Below are 17,743 nucleotides of genomic sequence, written 5' to 3' on the forward strand. Positions count from 1 at the left end.
AAATGCCGGGTGGCGCTGCGCTTACCCGGCCTACACTCCCTTTTACCCCCGAAAAAAACTCCTCCCCCGTCCTCCTCCCCCAATAAATCACGTCATGGTGAGCTATCCTTAACCACCCTGTGGCAAGGTGACGTCAATTTCATCAAAGGGGATTCGTGATGTTAAATGCCTGGCACCTTCCGGTTGCGCCATTTGTTAAGCAAAACAAAGGCAACCTTGTGATTACGCTCTGGCTGGCCGGGGAAAACCAGCCTGAACGCGTGACGCTCCGCGCCGAAGTGGATAATGAAGAAACCACGCTGAAAATGCATAAACAGCGCAGCCAGCCGCAGCCGGGGATCACGGCGTGGCGGGCGAATATCGACCTGAGCAGCGGCCAGCCGCGCCGTCGGTACAGCTTCAAACTGCTGTGGAATAACCGCCAGCTGTGGTTTACCCCGCAGGGATTTAGCCGTTTCCCGCCTGCACGGCTGGAACAGTTTGCCGTTGATTACCCGGATAACGGCCCGCAGTGGGTTAACGATCAGGTCTTTTACCAGATCTTCCCGGACCGTTTTGCCCGGAGCCAGAAGCGGACCGCCGAACAGGATAAGGTCTATTACCACCATGCGGCGGGCCATGACATCATTCTGAAAGCGTGGGATGAACCGTTAACCGCGCAGGCTGGCGGCTCGACTTTTTACGGCGGCGATCTGGACGGCATCAGCGAGAAGCTGCCGTATCTGAAAAAACTGGGCGTGACGGCGCTGTATCTCAACCCGGTGTTTAAGGCCCCGAGCGTACATAAATACGATACCGAAGATTATCGCCACGTTGACCCGCAGTTTGGCGGTGATGAGGCGCTGCTGCGCCTGCGTCAGAATACGCAAAATGAAGGCATGCGCCTTATTCTCGACGGGGTGTTCAACCACAGCGGCGATTCTCACGCCTGGTTTGACCGTCATAATCAGTCGATGGGCGGGGCATGTCATAACCCGGATTCGCCGCAGCGCGACTGGTACAGCTTTAACGAGGAGGGCCGTGCGCTTGACTGGCTGGGCTACCCGAGCCTGCCGAAGCTGGATTTTCAGTCGCCTTCTCTTGTCGATGAAGTTTACGGCGGTGAAAACAGTATCGTCCGTCACTGGCTGAAGGCGCCGTGGAATATGGACGGCTGGCGTCTGGACGTGGTGCATATGCTCGGTGAGGCGGGCGGGGCGCGGAATAACCTTCAGCACGTCGCCGGGATCACGCGCTCGGCGAAATCGGCCCAGCCTGAGGCGTTCGTCTTTGGCGAACACTTTGGTGACGCGCGCCAGTGGCTGCAGGCCGATGCGGAAGATGCGGCGATGAACTATCGCGGCTTTACCTTCCCGCTGTGGGGATTCCTCGCCAACACTGACATCTCCTACGATCCGAATCATATCGATGCGGAAACCTGCATGGCGTGGATGGAGAACTATCGCGCCGGTCTGTCCCATCAGCAGCAGCTGCGGATGTTTAACCAGCTCGATAGCCACGATACCGCGCGCTTTAAATCCCTGCTCGGCAAGGATGTCGCGCGTCTGCCGCTGGCGGTCACCTGGCTCTTTACCTGGCCGGGGGTACCGTGCATCTACTACGGAGACGAAGTGGGGCTGGACGGTAACAACGATCCGTTCTGCCGCAAAACGTTCCCGTGGGCACCAGAGCAGCAGGACAAGGTACTGTTCAGCCTGTATCAGCGGCTGGCGAAGCTGCGCAAGCAGAGTCTCGCCCTGCGCTACGGCGGCTGCCAGGTGGTGTATGCTCACGACAACGTGGTGGTCTTTGTCCGGGTTTATCAGCAGCAGCGCGTGCTGGTGGCGATTAACCGGGGCGAGGCCTGCGAAGTGGTGCTGGCATATTCACCGCTGCTGGCAGATAAAACGTGGAAGAGCAAAGAGGGTAAAGCGACGTTGCAGGACGGCGTGCTTTCGCTTCCGGCGATCTCCGCGGCGGTCTGGTTCGGCAGTTAAGCGCGGACGGAACGGTTTTCACCTTTTAAGATGGCGCAAATGCAACGAGTTGTGTCAATCTTAACAGATCGTTTACGGTGAAGGTGGAAACATGGACGAGCTTTACATCCTTGGCTGTTTATTTCTGGTTTTTGCGCTGGTGGTTGCGCCCGTGCTTGCGGTTATTGGCTTTAATCGAAGCTCGGCGGCACAACAGGAGATCGCCCGACTTCGCCAGCGCATTGAGGCCCTTGAACAGCGCGGCGTGGCGGAGAACGCACCGGAGCCTGAACAGGCCGTTGCGCCGGCGGACATGACCGAACCGGTGGTCGATGACGCGCCCGCGTCTGTCGACCCCTGGCGCCCGGAGAGTCCCGCCGTTGCGGCAGTACCCGTTGCACCCCCAGCGCCAGCGACCAAACAGCCTTCTGCCTTTGGCGGTATGCTGTCGTCGCTGGTGCGCTGGTTCATGCAGGGTAATCCGCTGGCGAAACTGGGGATCCTGCTGCTCTTTCTTGGGCTTTCATTCCTGCTGCGCTATACCGTCGAGCACTCCCTGTTCCCGCTTGAGCTTCGTCTGGCCGCGACGGCGCTGTTTGCTATTGTCCTGCTGGCCCTCGGGTGGCGGCTGCGGCACAGACAGCGCGTCTATGCGCTGATCCTGCAGGGGGGCGCGACAGGCATTCTCTATCTGACCGTCTTTGGTGCTTTCCGGCTCTGGCAAATGTTGCCGATGACGCTGGCCTTTGCATTGCTGGTGGTGATTTGCGCGGCGAGCGTCGGGCTGGCGGTGCTGCAGAAGGCGCTGAGCCTGGCCATGCTGGCAAGCCTCGGTGGCTATCTTGCGCCGCTGCTCTTGTCTACCGGGGGCGGTAGCTTTGTGGCGCTGTTCTCTTTCTATCTCCTGCTTTCCATCGGCATTCTTGCGATTAGCATCTGGCAGCACTGGCGCGAGCTCAATCTCCTCGGGCTGCTGTTTACGTTCGGCGTGGGCGGCCTGTGGGGGCTGAACGACTACAGGCCAGAAGACTTTTGGGTCTGCCAGCTGTTCCTGATGGCCAACACGTTGATATTCGGCGTGCTGAGCGTGGCGCTGTCGCTGCGGGCGCAGGAGAAAGGCAAGCAGATTATTGACGGTGTCCTGCTGTTTGCCCCGCCGCTGGTTGGTTTTGGCATGCAGTATGGCATGACGCAGCACTGGACCTACGGCCCGGCGCTGAGTGCCCTCGGATATGGCGCCTTTTATCTTACCCTCGCGTTCCTCGCCCTGCGGCGCTATCCCTCTCTCGGACGGCCGCTGGTTATGGCGGCGCTGGCAATCGGCGGCGGGTTTGCCACGCTCGCCATTCCGCTGGCGCTGTCGGCGCGCTGGACGGCAATGGCCTGGGCGCTGGAGGGGCTGGGCATCCTCTGGCTGGGCGTACAACAGCAGCAGCGGCGCATGAGCTATAGCGGGACGGCGCTGCTGGTGCTGGCTCTTGGTAGCGCGCTGTGGGCGCAAACGAATGGTGTGACGTCGCTGAGCCTGCTGCTGATCTTCACCATCCTCAGCCTCTGCTGGCTGGCTGCGGCCTGGCTGTGGCGGACTCTCTTGCTGCCGGTCAGTTGGGCGCTGCTGGCAGGCGGGCTGTTGTTCTGGATAGTGGCGCAACTGGGGGCGGCGCAGCTAATGCTGAAGCAGGAATTATCTGTTCTGACAGGCGTGCTGGCGCTCTCGGCCGTGTCGGTCTGGGGCTGGCGGCAGGCCGCCGCGCGTCTGGCGTGGCGAGAGCTGGATGCCAGCAAATGGCTGCTGTGGCCGCTGATGCTGCTGATGGTGGGTTATCAGCTCTGGCATCAGCAGGTCTTTGCCGCCGGCTGGTCAAATCTGGCGTGGTGCGTTGCGCTTCCTGCCGCGCTGATGCTGCTGTGGCGCGACGGTGAAAGGCTCCTGCCGCGTATCGCGATGGGGCTGCATCTGTCGCTGTTCTGGATGATTTTACTGGCGCTGGCCGCGGAGCTTTACTGGTTTGCCCGGTCGCTGCCGTGGGGGATGGCGGCCTGGGGCAGTGGACTGGCGATGGCCGCGGGGGGCGGTTTGATTATGGCGCTCCGGGCTGCGGTACGGCGTCGCGTTTGGCCCTTCCGGGAGTGGCCTGCGCTTTATGCCTGCCTGGCACCGATCCCTGTGGTCGTGGCGCTGCTGGTATTGCTGGTCGTGACCAATTTCCAGGACGGTGTGGTCTATCGTCAGACCTGGCTGCCGCTGGTGAATCCGCTTGAGGAAGGTGCCGCGTTCGCACTGCTGGGGCTGGTGGTCTTTTATCGGGCGGTGGAGCGCTACTACCCGGCATTGCTTGCGCAAGCGCGCCCGTGGCCTGCCGTCGCGCTGATGGCGTTTGGCTTCTGGTGGCTTAACGGTGCGCTGATGCGCGCCCTGGCCTGGTACGGCGACGTGGCCTGGAATATGGCATCGCTGTGGGATTCGCGGCTTATCCAGACCAGCTTTGCCCTGTTCTGGATGCTGAGCGCGCTGGTGGTCATGATCCATGCCACCCGTCGGGCTTCCCGGCAGGAGTGGCTCTGCGGCGCCGTGCTGCTCGGTGTGGTGATGGTTAAACTGATGCTGGTAGACAGCGCGGGCGGAGGCGGTCTGTCGCGCGCGGTGGCGTTTATCGGCGTGGCGATACTGGTGCTGATTGTGGGGTATTTCTCACCGCTGCCGCCCAAAACAGGAGATGAAAAATGAAATGGATGAATGCGGTAGTGTGTACCGCGCTGCTGGCGCTTTGCGGCCCGGCACTTTGCGACGAGGGACAAACGGAATCGCCACGGGACTATGCCTTTGGTCGTTCACTCGATACGTCTGCCCCTTCCCAGTGGTATCGGGTCATGCTCCCGCTCGCCGTTTATGAACAGAGCACGTCACCAGAACTGCATGATGTTCGCGTCTTTAATCAGTCGGGCGAGCCGGTGCCTTTTAGCCTGGTCACCGCCACGCGTCCGCAGGCGACCCCGCAATCCACGGCGCTGCGCCTCTTCCCTCTGGACGCGTCGCCGCTTGCGCCTTCGCGAGACGCCGGGGATAGCGATAAGGTCCTGCTCCGTTCCCGCAACGGCGTGGAGATTGTGCTGGAAGGGCAAAACACGGCCGCCTCAGGGCAACATTACCTCCTGACGCTGCCGGAGCAGAACGCAGGGGAGATTGCCCTGTCCCAGCTTCAGTTGCTCTGGAATGCGCCCCGGACACCGTGGCAGGGAACCGCGTCGGTCTATTACAGCGAGGATCTTAAGCGTTGGTTTAGCCTGCGTGAGGATATGCCCTTGCTGGATGTCGTCAGCGGTCAGGATCGTCTTAAGCTCGATCGGATCGATACCGACATGGTGCTGTCTCCCGATGCGAACCGCTATCTGCTGGTGGTGCTGAATTCGGAACACCCGGGCCTGACACTGACCGGCGTAAACGCAATTAGCGCACCGGCGCAGGCCATGTCTGAAGAAATGAGTCTGGAGGCCGAGGCGGAACCGTTATCGGCAAGCGAAGCGCAATGGCACTGGACACATCCGCAGCCCCTGAGCGCGGTCAGCATCACCCTGAATGGCGACGGTGTCCTTCCCGTGGAAATCGCCTGGCGGAGTACGGAAAAAGACACATGGCATCCCCTGAAGAAAGAGGTCCTTTACCGTCTGGAGGGGAAAACATCGGCACCGGTTTCGCTCAACGGCGGGCTGGTCCAGGCGGTGAAAATCACGACGCTGAATGCGCGTCTGCCGGAAAACCTGCCGGTCGTGACGGGGCATCGCGACCGCTATGACCTCGTGTTCAACGCGCAGGGAAAAGCGCCGTACGTGCTCGCCTGGGGCAACGGAGCAGCAAAGCCTGCCAGCGTGGAGCCCGACATGCTGATCCCTGCCGACCTGCGCAAAACCTATGATCTGGCAAATCTGCCGCAGGCTGACATTCAGGATAATGTCGCATTAGGCGGCGAGGGGCGTTTAACCGCCACGTCCGCAGCCGAGCGGGAAAGCAGGATGAACACGCTACTGGTCTGGGGCGTGCTGATTGCGGGTGTCGTTCTGCTGGCGGGCATGGCCTGGCGCATCTGGCGAGAGACGCAGCGTAAGGCATAAAAAAAGGCCCGCATTAGCGGGCCTTCTCGTAAACCGTGCCGATTACAGGCTGGATACGTTCTCGGACAGGTATTTTGCTACGCCGTCTGGAGAAGCAGCCATACCTTCTTTTCCTTTTTCCCACTGAGCCGGGCACACTTCACCGTGCTCTTCGTGGAACTGCAGCGCGTCAACCATACGCAGCATTTCGTCGATGTTACGACCCAGCGGCAGATCGTTCACAACCTGGTGACGCACGATGCCGTTTGCGTCGATCAGGAAAGAACCACGCAGTGCAACGCCAGCGTCCGGATGTTCGATACCGTAAGCCTGCTGGATTTCGCGTTTGATGTCCGCAACCATTGCGTATTTCACCGCACCGATGCCGCCTTTGTCGACAGGGGTGTTACGCCATGCGTTGTGTACAAACTCAGAGTCGAAGGAGACGCCAACCACTTCTACGCCACGCTTCTGGAATTCTTCATAACGTTTGTCGAACGCGATCAGTTCAGACGGGCAAACGAAAGTGAAGTCCATTGGCCAGAAGAACAGAACGGTCGCTTTACCGTTGGTGTGCTGTTTGAAGTTGAAGTTTTCAACGATTTCACCGTTGCCCAGAACTGCTGCAGCTGTAAAATCCGGAGCCGGACGAGTTACCAGAACCATATGATTCTCCTGTAGATACTAAGGTTATTTGGAACGCAACGCGAGCCAGTATAGAGAGTGTTCAGGGATAAGACAAAGAGGTGGTGACAATCGTTCCGCCAGCTTTTACCTATCAATGTGAATTCTGTCAGAGCTGTTTGCTTTTCGCCTGGGCCATCATGCGCGGGTAAAATTGCCAGAAACGCGTTTCCAGCGCGTCGTAATGTTCATCCAGGTCATACCAGGAGTCGCGCAGGGCATCCAGCCGCGGGCGGCGGCTCGCCATGCCGTTTAACACATTCTGAATGAAGTCCATATCGCGGTAGCGCTCCAGCCAGCGTTCTGACCATAGATAGTTATTGAGATTCACAAAGCGCGGCGGGGAGTCGGGCAGAATAATCGACACCTGCTGATGGGCGTAGCGTACAAACTCCGGCAATGGCATCTCCGGCGACAGCTGTCCCCAGTGGCGCGACAGGAAGTGATCCCACATCACGTCGAGCGTGATCGGCGCGACGCGGCGCGTTTCGGGGCGAAACCACCCTTTGGCCTCGGTCACTTCCGGCAGGTTATCCGTCAGGACGTCGATGCGGCGATGCATAAAAATGCCGTCGACCACCTCAGGGGAATAGTTTTCGGCGGGGTTGCCGCGCACGAAATCGGCCAGCAAATTACCGGAAAGGGAGCTGTCAGCGAGGTGAGCGAGATGCAGGTGAGCGAGAAAATTCATGCGTTTTATTTGTCCGGGGGCGGCTAGTTGTTGCAGCAAAAGGGTGTGAGCACTAGACTATGCCGCCTGTTTTTAAGTCACGAGTATACGTCATGCGCGTCGCCGATTTCTCCTTTGAACTACCTGAATCCCTGATTGCTCACTACCCCATGCCTGAGCGCAGTAGCTGTCGTTTGCTGTCACTGGATGGGCCAACGGGCGAGCTGACGCACGGTACTTTCACCGATTTGCTCGACAAGCTCAACCCTGGCGATCTGCTGGTCTTTAACAATACCCGCGTGATCCCGGCGCGCCTGTTTGGCCGTAAAGCCAGCGGCGGCAAGATTGAAGTGCTGGTCGAACGTATGCTCGATGATAAACGTATTCTGGCACATATTCGCGCGTCTAAGGCGCCGAAGCCGGGCGCGGAACTGCTGCTGGGCGATGATGAAAGCATCAACGCGACCATGACCGCGCGACACGACGCGCTGTTCGAAGTGGAGTTTAACGACGAGCGCACCGTGCTCGACATTCTGAACGCCATCGGCCACATGCCGCTGCCGCCGTACATTGAGCGTCCTGACGAAGAGGCTGACCGCGAGCTGTACCAGACCGTCTACAGCCAGAAGCCTGGCGCGGTCGCGGCGCCGACGGCAGGCCTGCACTTTGATGAACCCCTGCTGGATAAACTGCGCGCGAAAGGGGTTGAGATGGCGTTTGTGACGCTGCATGTCGGGGCGGGAACCTTCCAGCCGGTGCGCGTGGACAGCATCGAAGATCACATCATGCACTCTGAATATGCTGAAGTGCCGCAGGATGTGGTGGATGCGGTGCTGGCGGCGAAAGCGCGCGGTAGCCGTGTCGTTGCGGTCGGTACGACCTCGGTGCGCTCACTGGAGAGTGCCGCGCAGGCGGCGAAAAATGGTCTTATCGAGCCGTTCTTTGGCGATACGCAGATCTTTATCTACCCGGGCTATCAGTACAAAGTGATTGACGCGCTGGTGACCAACTTCCATCTGCCTGAATCAACGCTGATTATGCTGGTCTCCGCGTTTGCGGGTTATCAGCATACAATGAATGCCTACAAGTCTGCGGTAGAACAAAAATATCGCTTTTTTAGCTACGGGGACGCGATGTTTATCACGTACAATCCGCTGGCTTTGAATGAGCGTGTCGGGGAATAAGTCCGCGGCACCGGAATAATGTGTTGGACTGTTTTTCTGGCACAGAGGAAAGAAAATGAAATTTGAACTCGATACCACCGATGGCCGCGCGCGTCGCGGCCGCCTGGTGTTTGATCGCGGCGTGGTGGAAACCCCCGCGTTTATGCCTGTGGGCACCTACGGCACCGTCAAAGGGATGACGCCGGAAGAGGTGGAAGCCACTGGCGCGCAGATTATCCTCGGCAATACTTTCCACCTGTGGCTGCGCCCGGGCCAGGAGATTATGAAGCTCCACGGCGATCTGCATGATTTCATGCAGTGGAAAGGCCCCATCCTGACCGACTCCGGCGGCTTCCAGGTCTTCAGCCTCGGTGATATCCGTAAGATCACCGAAGAGGGTGTTCACTTCCGTAACCCGATCAACGGCGATCCGATTTTCCTCGATCCTGAAAAATCGATGGAGATTCAGTACGATCTCGGCTCTGACATCGTGATGATCTTCGACGAATGTACGCCGTACCCGGCGGACTGGGATTACGCGAAGCGCTCAATGGAGATGTCGCTGCGCTGGGCGAAGCGTAGCCGCGACCGTTTTGACTCCCTGCAGAACAAAAATGCGCTGTTCGGCATTATCCAGGGCAGCGTTTACGAAGATTTACGCGATATCTCTGTTAAAGGTCTGGTAGAGATAGGTTTTGATGGCTACGCTGTCGGCGGTTTGGCTGTCGGTGAGCCGAAGGAAGACATGCATCGCATTCTGGAACATGTCTGCCCGCAGATCCCGGCTGATAAACCCCGTTACCTGATGGGCGTGGGTAAACCAGAAGATCTGGTTGAAGGCGTGCGCCGCGGCATCGATATGTTCGACTGCGTCATGCCAACCCGCAACGCGCGTAACGGTCATCTGTTTGTTACCGATGGCGTGGTGAAAATCCGTAACGCGAAGCATAAAAGTGACACCAGTCCGCTCGACGCCGAGTGCGATTGCTATACCTGTCGCCATTATTCTCGCGCGTATCTGCATCATCTCGATCGTTGCAATGAGATTTTGGGCGCGCGTCTCAATACCATTCATAACCTTCGCTATTATCAGCGCTTAATGGCTGGTTTACGCAAGGCTATCGAAGAGGGTAAATTAGAGAGCTTCGTGACCGATTTTTACCAACGTCAGGGTCGAACCGTTCCACCTTTGAACGTTGATTAATATTAATAATGAGGGAATTTGAATGAGCTTTTTTATTTCTGATGCGGTAGCGGCAACAGGTGCTCCGGCGCAGGGCAGCCCGATGTCTCTGATTCTGATGCTGGTTGTGTTCGGTCTGATCTTCTACTTCATGATCCTGCGCCCACAGCAGAAGCGTACCAAAGAGCACAAAAAGCTGATGGACTCCATCGCGAAAGGCGATGAAGTACTGACCAACGGTGGTCTGGTCGGTCGTGTAACGAAAGTGGCTGAAAGCGGCTACATTGCTATCGCCCTGAACGACACCACTGAAGTGGTCATCAAACGTGACTTCGTAGCTGCCGTTCTGCCGAAAGGCACCATGAAGGCGCTGTAATCCCAACTTTTCCCAAAGGGAACTGCCGTGTTAAACCGTTATCCTTTGTGGAAGTACATCATGCTGGTCGTCGTGATTCTCGTCGGCCTGCTGTACGCACTTCCCAACCTGTATGGTGAGGATCCGGCTGTTCAAATCACTGGCGCGCGCGGTGTCGCCGCCAGTGAGCAAACGCTGATCCAGGTCCAGAAAACGTTACAAGAAGAAAAAATTACCGCTAAGTCTGTGGCTCTGGAAGAGGGTGCAATTCTTGCTCGCTTCGACACCACCGACACGCAGCTCCGCGCTCGTGAAGCGCTGATGGGCGTGCTGGGTGATAAATACGTCGTGGCGCTTAACCTTGCTCCTGCAACCCCGCGTTGGCTGGCTGCGCTGAGCGCTGAGCCAATGAAACTCGGTCTTGACCTGCGTGGCGGCGTTCACTTCCTGATGGAAGTGGATATGGATACCGCGCTTGGCAAACTGCAGGAACAAAATATCGATAGCCTGCGCAGCGATCTGCGTGAAAAAGGCATCGCTTACACCACCGTGCGTAAAGAAGATAACTACGGTATGAGCATCACGTTCCGCGACAGCGCGGCGCGCGATCAGGCTGTAGATTACCTGACGCAACGTCACCGTGACCTGGTGATCACCTCTCAGGGCAGCAATCAGCTGCGTGCGGTGATGACCGATGCTCGACTGAAAGAAGCGCGTGAATATGCCGTTCAGCAGAACATCAATATTCTGCGTAACCGTGTAAACCAGCTGGGCGTCGCTGAGCCGCTGGTACAGCGTCAGGGTGCTGACCGTATCGTGGTTGAACTGCCGGGTATTCAGGACACCGCGCGTGCGAAAGAGATTCTGGGTGCGACCGCAACGCTGGAATTCCGTCTGGTGAATACCAACGTTGACCAGTCTGCTGCCGCTTCTGGCCGTATTCCGGGTGACTCGGAAGTGAAACAGACTCGCGAAGGTCAGCCGGTGGTGCTGTACAAACGCGTGATCCTGACCGGTGACCATATCACCGACTCCACTTCCAGCCAGGACGAATACAACCAGCCGCAGGTTAACATCTCGCTGGATAGCGCGGGTGGTAACATCATGTCTAACTTCACCAAGGACAACATCGGCAAGCCGATGGCGACCCTGTTCGTGGAGTACAAAGACAGCGGTAAGAAAGATGCAAACGGCCGTGCGGTACTGGTGAAAGAGGAAGAGGTGATTAACATCGCCAACATCCAGTCTCGTCTGGGTAACAGCTTCCGTATTACCGGTATTAACAACCCGAACGAAGCGCGTCAGCTCTCTCTGCTGCTGCGTGCCGGCGCGCTGATTGCGCCAATTCAGATTGTTGAAGAACGTACCATTGGTCCAACGCTTGGGATGCAAAACATCCAGCAGGGTCTGGAAGCGTGTCTGGCCGGTCTGGTGGTCTCTATCCTCTTCATGATCTTCTTCTACAAGAAGTTTGGTCTGATTGCGACCAGCGCGCTGATCGCCAACCTGGTGCTGATCATCGGCATTATGTCCCTGCTGCCAGGGGCGACGCTGACCATGCCGGGGATTGCGGGTATCGTTCTGACCCTTGCGGTGGCGGTCGACGCCAACGTACTGATTAACGAACGTATCAAAGAAGAGTTGAGCAACGGTCGCTCTGTTCAGCAGGCGATTGACGAAGGTTACAAAGGCGCGTTTAGCTCCATCTTCGATGCGAACGTAACAACACTGATTAAGGTTCTTATCCTGTATGCAGTGGGTACTGGCGCGATCAAAGGCTTTGCGATTACAACCGGTATCGGTGTCGCAACGTCAATGTTTACCGCTATTGTCGGCACCCGTGCCATCGTGAACCTGCTGTACGGCGGCAAGCGCGTCAAAAAGCTGTCTATCTGAGGAGTGCGTTGTGGCACAGGAATATACTGTTGAACAATTGAACCACGGCCGTAAAGTCTGGGACTTTATGCGCTGGGACTACTGGGCCTTCGGCATTTCAGGTTTCCTGCTGATCCTGTCCATCGTCATTATGGGCGTGAAAGGCTTTAACTGGGGGCTTGATTTCACCGGGGGGACGGTCATCGAGATCTCCCTGGAAAAACCGGTCGATATGGACGAGATGCGCCTGTCTCTGCAGAAGGCGGGCTTTGAAGAGCCACTGCTGCAGAACTTCGGCAGCAGCCGCGACATCATGGTGCGTATGCCGCCGGTGCACGATGCCAACGGCAGCCAGGAGCTGGGCAGTAAGGTTGTGAACGTGATTAACGAAACAACCAGCCAGAATGCGGCGGTCAAACGTATTGAGTTCGTCGGCCCAAGCGTGGGTGCTGACCTGGCGCAAACCGGGGCCATGGCGCTGCTGGTGGCGCTGATTTCCATCCTGGTCTACGTCGGTTTCCGCTTTGAGTGGCGACTGGCGGCCGGTGTGGTTATCGCTCTGGCGCACGACGTGGTAATCACCATGGGGATACTGTCTCTGTTCCATATTGAGATTGACCTGACGATTGTGGCATCTCTGATGTCCGTTATCGGTTACTCACTGAACGACAGTATCGTGGTATCTGACCGTATCCGTGAAAACTTCCGTAAGATCCGTCGCGGTACGCCGTACGAAATCTTTAACGTGTCGTTGACCCAGACGCTGCACCGTACCTTGATCACATCCGGTACTACCCTGATGGTGATCCTGATGCTGTTCCTGTTCGGTGGCCCGGTACTGGAAGGCTTCTCGCTGACCATGCTGATTGGTGTCACCATCGGTACGGCGTCGTCTATCTACGTAGCGTCCGCACTGGCGCTGAAACTCGGCATGAAGCGCGAGCACCTGCTCCAGCAGAAAGTCGAGAAAGAAGGGGCGGATCAGCCGTCGATTCTGCCGTAAGCCGATGTTTAGCGCGTTATCGAAATCCCGGTCTGTTGACCGGGATTTTTTTTATCTGCTCCTGACAAACACTCCTGACAGTATGCTGTCAGGAGCCCTGTCGTAGACTCTTTTCGAACCCAAACAACCGTCAGGAGGATGTATGAAAAGTGTGATTAACTGGTTTGAAATCCCGGTCACGGATATGGATCGCGCGATGAGTTTTTATGAGCCCGTGATGCAGGTGTCATTAAAACGCGAGAAAATGGACTGTGCTGAACTGGCCGTTTTCCCCCATGAGGATCCGGCTACCGGCGGGGCGCTGGCAAAATTTGAGGGCATTGTACCGTCTCATGAAGGCGCTATTATCTATCTGCATACCGACAATCTGGCGGCCACGCTCGATCGCGTTGCCTCTGCTGGCGGCGAGTGCGTGTTTGGCCCACTGGAACTGCCGCATGGTATTGGCACTATCGCGTTGTTTACTGACAGCGAAGGTAATCGCGTCGGCCTCCATCAACCTGCCTGAGAGTTAACGAATCTATGACCCGACGCGCTGACCGTTTGTTTCAGATAGTGCAGATCCTGCGGGGCAGGCGTCTGACAACGGCAGCGCATCTGGCGGACCGCCTTGGCGTGTCCGAACGCACGGTCTACCGCGATATCCGCGACCTGTCGCTTTCCGGCGTGCCGGTGGAAGGCGAGGCAGGGAGCGGATACCGGCTGATGTCGGGTTTTGACCTGCCGCCGTTGATGCTGACAAACAAGGAGTCTGAGGCGTTGATTGTTGCGATTCGCCTGCTCAAAACCTGGGGCGGGGAGTCGCTGTCGCGTGAGCTGGAATCGGCTCAGGAGAAGGTGCTGGCGATCCTGCCCGAGGAGAGTCGTCGAAAGGCGGAGCAGACGCGGATCTACGCCCCGGACTTTTGCATGCAAAGCCACTCCCGCAGCGATTTTGACAGGATCCATCAGGCGATTTCCGCCCAGCGGGTGCTGGCGTTGCATTACCGTGATGAAGCCGGACAGCTCTCTAAACGCGAAGTTCAGCCGCTGGGGTTGTTCTTTTGGGGCGAGCGCTGGCTGCTGGCAGCGTGGTGCGAACGGCGCGAGGACTATCGCTGTTTTCGGCTCGACAGATGTCTCAATATTGCGCAAACGGAGAGGCGCTTTAGCGAGAGTGCGGACAGGTCGTTGGCGGATTTTTTACGGAAGGTGAAGCAGTAATAAGCCAGCCCTTGAGCTGGCTTTTTTGCCCGGCGGCGCTGCGCTTGCACGGGCCTACAGGTTTTGTAGGCCGGGTAAGGCGTAGCCGCCACCCGGCAACAATCATACGATTAGAAGTTGTAACCCACCACCAGGTAACCACCCCAGCCGGTAGAACGAACGCTGAAGTCGCCGTTGCCGAAGTTCAGGCTGGCATCGTCGTTCCACTGACCACCGTTGTGCCAGTAACGTGCCACAACAGAGTAGTGCCAGTGATCGTAGTTCAGCGCCAGGATGTGGCTGGATGCGATGGAGTCGTTGGTGCGCGCTTTCTTACCGTTCAGGTCGCGGAAGTCGTTGTCGCCCAGATCTGAACCCCAGTCAAAGTTGGTGAAGCCGATATAGCTCAGGTTGCCGCCCCACAGCTGAGTAATTGGCACAAAGTATTTCACTTTGAAACGGTAGCCATCCCACTCGTTTTCGTTCGCGGCACCGTAGTTCTGCCACTGATATTTCGCGTACACGTTCAGAGACAGGCTCATTGGCAGACCGGTGTCGATGTCCGTACCCAGACCCATGTACCAGGTGCTCTGGCGACCGGACTTGTTACGGCCCATGTCGTAAATATAGTTGTTTGCGAAATACCACTCTTTGAACGGACCAAACGCCAGGCTGGTACCGGTCAGCTTATCAATAGAGAAGCGCGGTTCGATCTCCATGAACAGTGGGGAACCGTGGTTCCAGATACCTTTCGCGTCGGTGTTACCACCGAAGAAGACAGGTGCATCCATATAACCGTAGAAATCAAACCAGTCTTTCTTGGCGAATGCTTCGTATTCCAGGTAGGTATCGTTACGGATCTGTGGTCCGAAACGGGTGTGGTAGCTGCCGACCACGTTAACGCTCTGGTGCCACCAGTCGGAGAGGTATTGTGGTTTATCGTTTTCCGCTGCGTTAACAGTGAAAGAAGAGGACAGTGCCAGCACGGCGCCAGCTGCGAGTAATGTTTTTTTCATAATCATGCCACTGATTGAAATTCCCTTCCGGGAGTGAAAAATGCGCGAATTGCGTTTCTAAATATTTCGTGTTTCTGCGGTGCCTATTATAGGAATCCCTGCTCACAAAAATATGTGTTGTTTCACATATCTCTCATACACGTAATCGATTGCGTTCACGTTTGCGTACTTTAAACGGGCGGGATTGTAGCGGCAATCATTTATGTTGCCAATCCATACGAAATGTAAATGTTAGCGGAGTGACATTGCACTCCGCGAAAAGAAGGGGTTATTGCGCGGCGGGTTGGATATCGTGAATGCGGATAAAACCTAACTGATCCGGGGTCAGTCCGGTGAGCTGCAGCGGAATGTCAACATCGCTCGGAGCCAGCACGCTGGCGGGTGCAGTGAAAAGCTGATTTCTGACATTCACTTCCTGATAGTTCTCCGTGGTGCCCTGGATCTGGCCCCACTCGACGGTGCCGCTAAAGGCCGGCAGCGGATCGTTGGATTCTCCCTGGATGCGTAATGTTGCGCGAGTACCATCTGCATTCGCCGCCACATTCACCAGAGACATTTTTAGCGTGCCAACCTGGCTGTTAAGTCGCGCAGGGGTATTCGCGCCCGGCAGCAGATAAACTCCGCTGCTGGATTTGGCGTTCAGCGCATTTTGCTGGGTGATCTTCACCGTTTCTTTGTTCAGTTTGTCCATCGCGGTATTAAGCGTATTCACGCTCTGTTTCATCTGACGGACTTCGGTTTGCTGTGCACAGGCGCTAAGGGTGAAGAGGCTCCCCACCAGCAATATTTTCAGGTAACGTCTTGTCATTGCGTTTATTTCCTTGAAATAACGGATCGCCCTAATGGTAGCCAGCATTGTGGCGTCAGACATAGATCCTTTATCTCAAAAAGCTCTTCCTTTGTTGTCAGGCCAGATCAGGGTAAAATGAAAATCAGTTAACCAGATAACAGGGATACCGTATGCATTGCCCATTTTGCTCCGCTGTGGATACCAAAGTCATCGACTCTCGTCTTGTGGGCGAAGGATCATCCGTACGCCGTCGTCGGCAGTGTCTGGTGTGTAATGAGCGTTTCACGACCTTTGAGGTGGCAGAGCTGGTCATGCCGCGCGTGGTAAAAACTAACGACGTGCGTGAACCCTTCAACGAAGAGAAATTGCGTAGCGGGATGCTGAAGGCCCTGGAAAAACGGCCCGTCAGTGCGGATGACGTTGAAATGGCGTTAAACCACATAAAATCTTACCTTCGTGGTTTGGGCGAGCGTGAGGTGCCCAGCAAGATGATCGGCAATCTGGTGATGGAACAGCTGAAAAAGCTCGATAAGGTCGCCTATATCCGCTTCGCCTCTGTTTATCGCAGTTTCGAAGATATCAAAGAGTTTGGCGAAGAGATCGCCCGCTTACAGGATTAAGTCCATGCAGGATGAGATGTACATGGCGCGCGCCATGAAACTGGCGCAGCGCGGTCGTTTTACCACCCACCCTAACCCGAATGTCGGGTGCGTTATCGTTAACGATGGCGAGATCGTGGGGGAAGGTTTTCACTACCGCGCGGGTGAGCCCCATGCTGAGGTTCATGCCCTGCGCATGGCCGGCGAGAAGGCGCGCGGCGCCACAGCCTACGTTACGCTAGAGCCCTGCAGCCATCACGGGCGTACGCCGCCGTGCTGCGACGCGCTGATTGCCGCAGGTGTTGCACGCGTGGTCGCATCAATGCAGGACCCGAATCCGCAGGTGGCGGGCCGGGGTCTGTATCGCCTGCAGCAGGAAGGGATTGAGGTCAGCCATGGCCTGATGATGCAGGACGCAGAGGCGCTTAATAAAGGCTTCCTGAAGCGCATGCGCACCGGGTTCCCGTATATTCAGCTTAAGCTGGGCGCCTCGCTGGATGGACGCACGGCGATGGCAAACGGTGAAAGCCAGTGGGTCACTTCGCCGCAGGCAAGGCGCGATGTGCAACGTCTGCGTGCGCAAAGCCATGCTATCCTCACCAGCAGTGAAACCGTTCTGGCTGACGATCCGGCGCTGACCGTGCGCTGGGACGAACTGAATGCCGATACCCAGGCGCTCTATCCGCAGGAGAACCTGCGCCAGCCGCTGCGTATTGTGATTGATAGTCAGAACCGTGTGACGCCAGAGCACCGCATTGTCCAGCAGCCGGGTGAAACCTGGTTTGCGCGCACTAAAGACGATACGCGCGAATGGCCGGAAGGCGTGCGCAGTATCAGGGTGCCGGAGCACAACGGACGTCTGGATCTCGTGGTGCTGATGATGCTACTCGGTAAGCAGCAGGTGAACAGCATCTGGGTGGAAGCGGGTCCGACGCTGGCCGGCGCGCTGCTGCAGGCCGGGCTGGTGGATGAGCTGATTGTTTACGTGGCGCCTAAACTGTTGGGCAGCGACGCGCGTGGCCTGTTTGTACTGCCCGGTCTTGAAAAACTGGCTGATGCACCACAACTCAAATTCAGCGAGATTCGTCCGGTGGGCCCGGATGTCTGCCTCCACTTAACGACAGCGTAATTGCTCCCGAAATAGGGAAGCAGTGCGCAAAGTATTATGATAAAATCCGC

Annotated in this window: 16 protein-coding genes; 12 read left to right on the top strand and 4 right to left on the bottom strand. The window is 57.1% G+C overall.

Annotation, left to right across the window (positions count from 1 at the left end; all coding sequences use genetic code 11):
• The first annotated feature begins 158 nt into the window (after positions 1–158).
• The 3 genes from malZ to EKN83_RS04615 all read left to right on the top strand — a co-directional run bounded on the left by malZ (position 159) and on the right by EKN83_RS04615 (position 6,065).
• Complete coding sequence (malZ, locus tag EKN83_RS04605; protein WP_126800425.1) at positions 159–1,976, top strand: maltodextrin glucosidase; 1,818 nt, start codon at positions 159–161, stop codon at positions 1,974–1,976.
• A 91-nt stretch (positions 1,977–2,067) separates the two neighbouring features.
• Positions 2,068–4,683: a DUF2339 domain-containing protein gene (locus EKN83_RS04610; protein ID WP_126800426.1), complete on the top strand. Its 2,616-nt coding sequence runs from the start codon at positions 2,068–2,070 to the stop codon at positions 4,681–4,683.
• A complete protein-coding gene (locus EKN83_RS04615; protein ID WP_095441160.1) occupies positions 4,680–6,065 on the top strand; it encodes a DUF3999 domain-containing protein in 1,386 nt (461 codons plus the stop codon). Before EKN83_RS04610 ends, EKN83_RS04615 begins: the two co-directional genes overlap by 4 nt.
• 42 nt (positions 6,066–6,107) lie before the next feature.
• On the opposite strand, the gene EKN83_RS04620 is transcribed toward EKN83_RS04615, so the two are convergent.
• A complete protein-coding gene (locus EKN83_RS04620) occupies positions 6,108–6,710 on the bottom strand; it encodes a peroxiredoxin (protein WP_008503347.1) in 603 nt (200 codons plus the stop codon).
• Positions 6,711–6,837: 127 nt separating this feature from the next.
• Positions 6,838–7,419 carry an ACP phosphodiesterase gene (gene acpH, locus EKN83_RS04625; protein WP_025756205.1) on the bottom strand — a complete coding sequence of 194 codons (582 nt, stop codon included), beginning with the start codon at positions 7,417–7,419 and terminating at the stop codon, positions 6,838–6,840.
• 92 nt (positions 7,420–7,511) lie between these two features.
• Here acpH and queA point away from each other — a divergent pair, with 92 nt between their 5' ends.
• From queA to EKN83_RS04660, 7 genes are all read left to right on the top strand, one after another.
• Positions 7,512–8,582: a tRNA preQ1(34) S-adenosylmethionine ribosyltransferase-isomerase QueA gene (queA, locus tag EKN83_RS04630; protein ID WP_045285214.1), complete on the top strand. Its 1,071-nt coding sequence runs from the start codon at positions 7,512–7,514 to the stop codon at positions 8,580–8,582.
• Positions 8,583–8,637: 55 nt separating this feature from the next.
• Complete coding sequence (gene tgt / locus EKN83_RS04635) at positions 8,638–9,765, top strand: tRNA guanosine(34) transglycosylase Tgt (protein ID WP_025756203.1); 1,128 nt, start codon at positions 8,638–8,640, stop codon at positions 9,763–9,765.
• A gap of 22 nt (positions 9,766–9,787) precedes the next feature.
• On the top strand, positions 9,788–10,120 hold the full coding sequence (gene yajC, locus EKN83_RS04640; RefSeq protein ID WP_000007630.1) for a preprotein translocase subunit YajC: 333 nt from the start codon (positions 9,788–9,790) through the stop codon (positions 10,118–10,120).
• A gap of 27 nt (positions 10,121–10,147) precedes the next feature.
• Entirely contained in the window at positions 10,148–11,995 is a 1,848-nt protein-coding gene (secD, locus tag EKN83_RS04645; protein ID WP_071994021.1) for a protein translocase subunit SecD, read from the top strand.
• 10 nt (positions 11,996–12,005) lie between these two features.
• Positions 12,006–12,977: a protein translocase subunit SecF gene (secF, locus tag EKN83_RS04650; RefSeq protein ID WP_025756201.1), complete on the top strand. Its 972-nt coding sequence runs from the start codon at positions 12,006–12,008 to the stop codon at positions 12,975–12,977.
• Between the two features lie 142 nt (positions 12,978–13,119).
• The gene (locus EKN83_RS04655; RefSeq protein ID WP_094918602.1) at positions 13,120–13,485 is read left to right on the top strand and encodes a VOC family protein; all 366 of its coding nucleotides are present in this window, start codon (positions 13,120–13,122) and stop codon (positions 13,483–13,485) included.
• A gap of 14 nt (positions 13,486–13,499) precedes the next feature.
• Positions 13,500–14,180, top strand: a complete 681-nt coding sequence (locus EKN83_RS04660) for a helix-turn-helix transcriptional regulator (RefSeq protein ID WP_025756199.1) — start codon at positions 13,500–13,502, stop codon at positions 14,178–14,180.
• A gap of 110 nt (positions 14,181–14,290) precedes the next feature.
• Here the strand turns inward: EKN83_RS04660 and EKN83_RS04665 are convergent, their stop codons facing one another.
• Both EKN83_RS04665 and EKN83_RS04670 read right to left on the bottom strand, forming a co-directional pair.
• On the bottom strand, positions 14,291–15,175 hold the full coding sequence (locus EKN83_RS04665) for a nucleoside-specific channel-forming protein Tsx (RefSeq protein WP_025756198.1): 885 nt from the start codon (positions 15,173–15,175) through the stop codon (positions 14,291–14,293).
• A 268-nt stretch (positions 15,176–15,443) separates the two neighbouring features.
• Positions 15,444–15,983 (bottom strand): DUF3251 domain-containing protein, encoded by a 540-nt coding sequence (locus tag EKN83_RS04670; RefSeq protein ID WP_025756197.1) that lies wholly within the window; start codon positions 15,981–15,983, stop codon positions 15,444–15,446.
• 152 nt (positions 15,984–16,135) lie between these two features.
• Between EKN83_RS04670 and nrdR the strand changes: the two genes are divergently transcribed.
• The gene (nrdR, locus tag EKN83_RS04675; protein ID WP_025756196.1) at positions 16,136–16,585 is read left to right on the top strand and encodes a transcriptional regulator NrdR; all 450 of its coding nucleotides are present in this window, start codon (positions 16,136–16,138) and stop codon (positions 16,583–16,585) included.
• Between the two features lie 4 nt (positions 16,586–16,589).
• Positions 16,590–17,693 carry a bifunctional diaminohydroxyphosphoribosylaminopyrimidine deaminase/5-amino-6-(5-phosphoribosylamino)uracil reductase RibD gene (ribD, locus tag EKN83_RS04680; RefSeq protein ID WP_025756195.1) on the top strand — a complete coding sequence of 368 codons (1,104 nt, stop codon included), beginning with the start codon at positions 16,590–16,592 and terminating at the stop codon, positions 17,691–17,693.
• Positions 17,694–17,743 lie beyond the last annotated feature (50 nt).

The organism is Enterobacter sp. WCHEn090032 (assembly GCF_003986875.1).
Taxonomy (GTDB): domain Bacteria; phylum Pseudomonadota; class Gammaproteobacteria; order Enterobacterales; family Enterobacteriaceae; genus Enterobacter; species Enterobacter sichuanensis.

What these genes read in the sequence shown, in the direction of transcription:
- nrdR (WP_025756196.1), top strand. Translation starts at nt 16,136, where the DNA reads ATGCATTGCCCATTTTGCTCCGCTGTGGATACCAAAGTCATCGACTCT.
- malZ (WP_126800425.1), top strand. Translation starts at nt 159, where the DNA reads ATGTTAAATGCCTGGCACCTTCCGGTTGCGCCATTTGTTAAGCAAAAC.
- queA (WP_045285214.1), top strand. Translation starts at nt 7,512, where the DNA reads ATGCGCGTCGCCGATTTCTCCTTTGAACTACCTGAATCCCTGATTGCT.
- EKN83_RS04670 (WP_025756197.1), bottom strand. Translation starts at nt 15,983, where the DNA reads ATGACAAGACGTTACCTGAAAATATTGCTGGTGGGGAGCCTCTTCACC.
- EKN83_RS04660 (WP_025756199.1), top strand. Translation starts at nt 13,500, where the DNA reads ATGACCCGACGCGCTGACCGTTTGTTTCAGATAGTGCAGATCCTGCGG.
- EKN83_RS04665 (WP_025756198.1), bottom strand. Translation starts at nt 15,175, where the DNA reads ATGAAAAAAACATTACTCGCAGCTGGCGCCGTGCTGGCACTGTCCTCT.
- EKN83_RS04615 (WP_095441160.1), top strand. Translation starts at nt 4,680, where the DNA reads ATGAAATGGATGAATGCGGTAGTGTGTACCGCGCTGCTGGCGCTTTGC.
- EKN83_RS04610 (WP_126800426.1), top strand. Translation starts at nt 2,068, where the DNA reads ATGGACGAGCTTTACATCCTTGGCTGTTTATTTCTGGTTTTTGCGCTG.
- ribD (WP_025756195.1), top strand. Translation starts at nt 16,590, where the DNA reads ATGCAGGATGAGATGTACATGGCGCGCGCCATGAAACTGGCGCAGCGC.
- acpH (WP_025756205.1), bottom strand. Translation starts at nt 7,419, where the DNA reads ATGAATTTTCTCGCTCACCTGCATCTCGCTCACCTCGCTGACAGCTCC.
- tgt (WP_025756203.1), top strand. Translation starts at nt 8,638, where the DNA reads ATGAAATTTGAACTCGATACCACCGATGGCCGCGCGCGTCGCGGCCGC.
- EKN83_RS04620 (WP_008503347.1), bottom strand. Translation starts at nt 6,710, where the DNA reads ATGGTTCTGGTAACTCGTCCGGCTCCGGATTTTACAGCTGCAGCAGTT.
- yajC (WP_000007630.1), top strand. Translation starts at nt 9,788, where the DNA reads ATGAGCTTTTTTATTTCTGATGCGGTAGCGGCAACAGGTGCTCCGGCG.
- EKN83_RS04655 (WP_094918602.1), top strand. Translation starts at nt 13,120, where the DNA reads ATGAAAAGTGTGATTAACTGGTTTGAAATCCCGGTCACGGATATGGAT.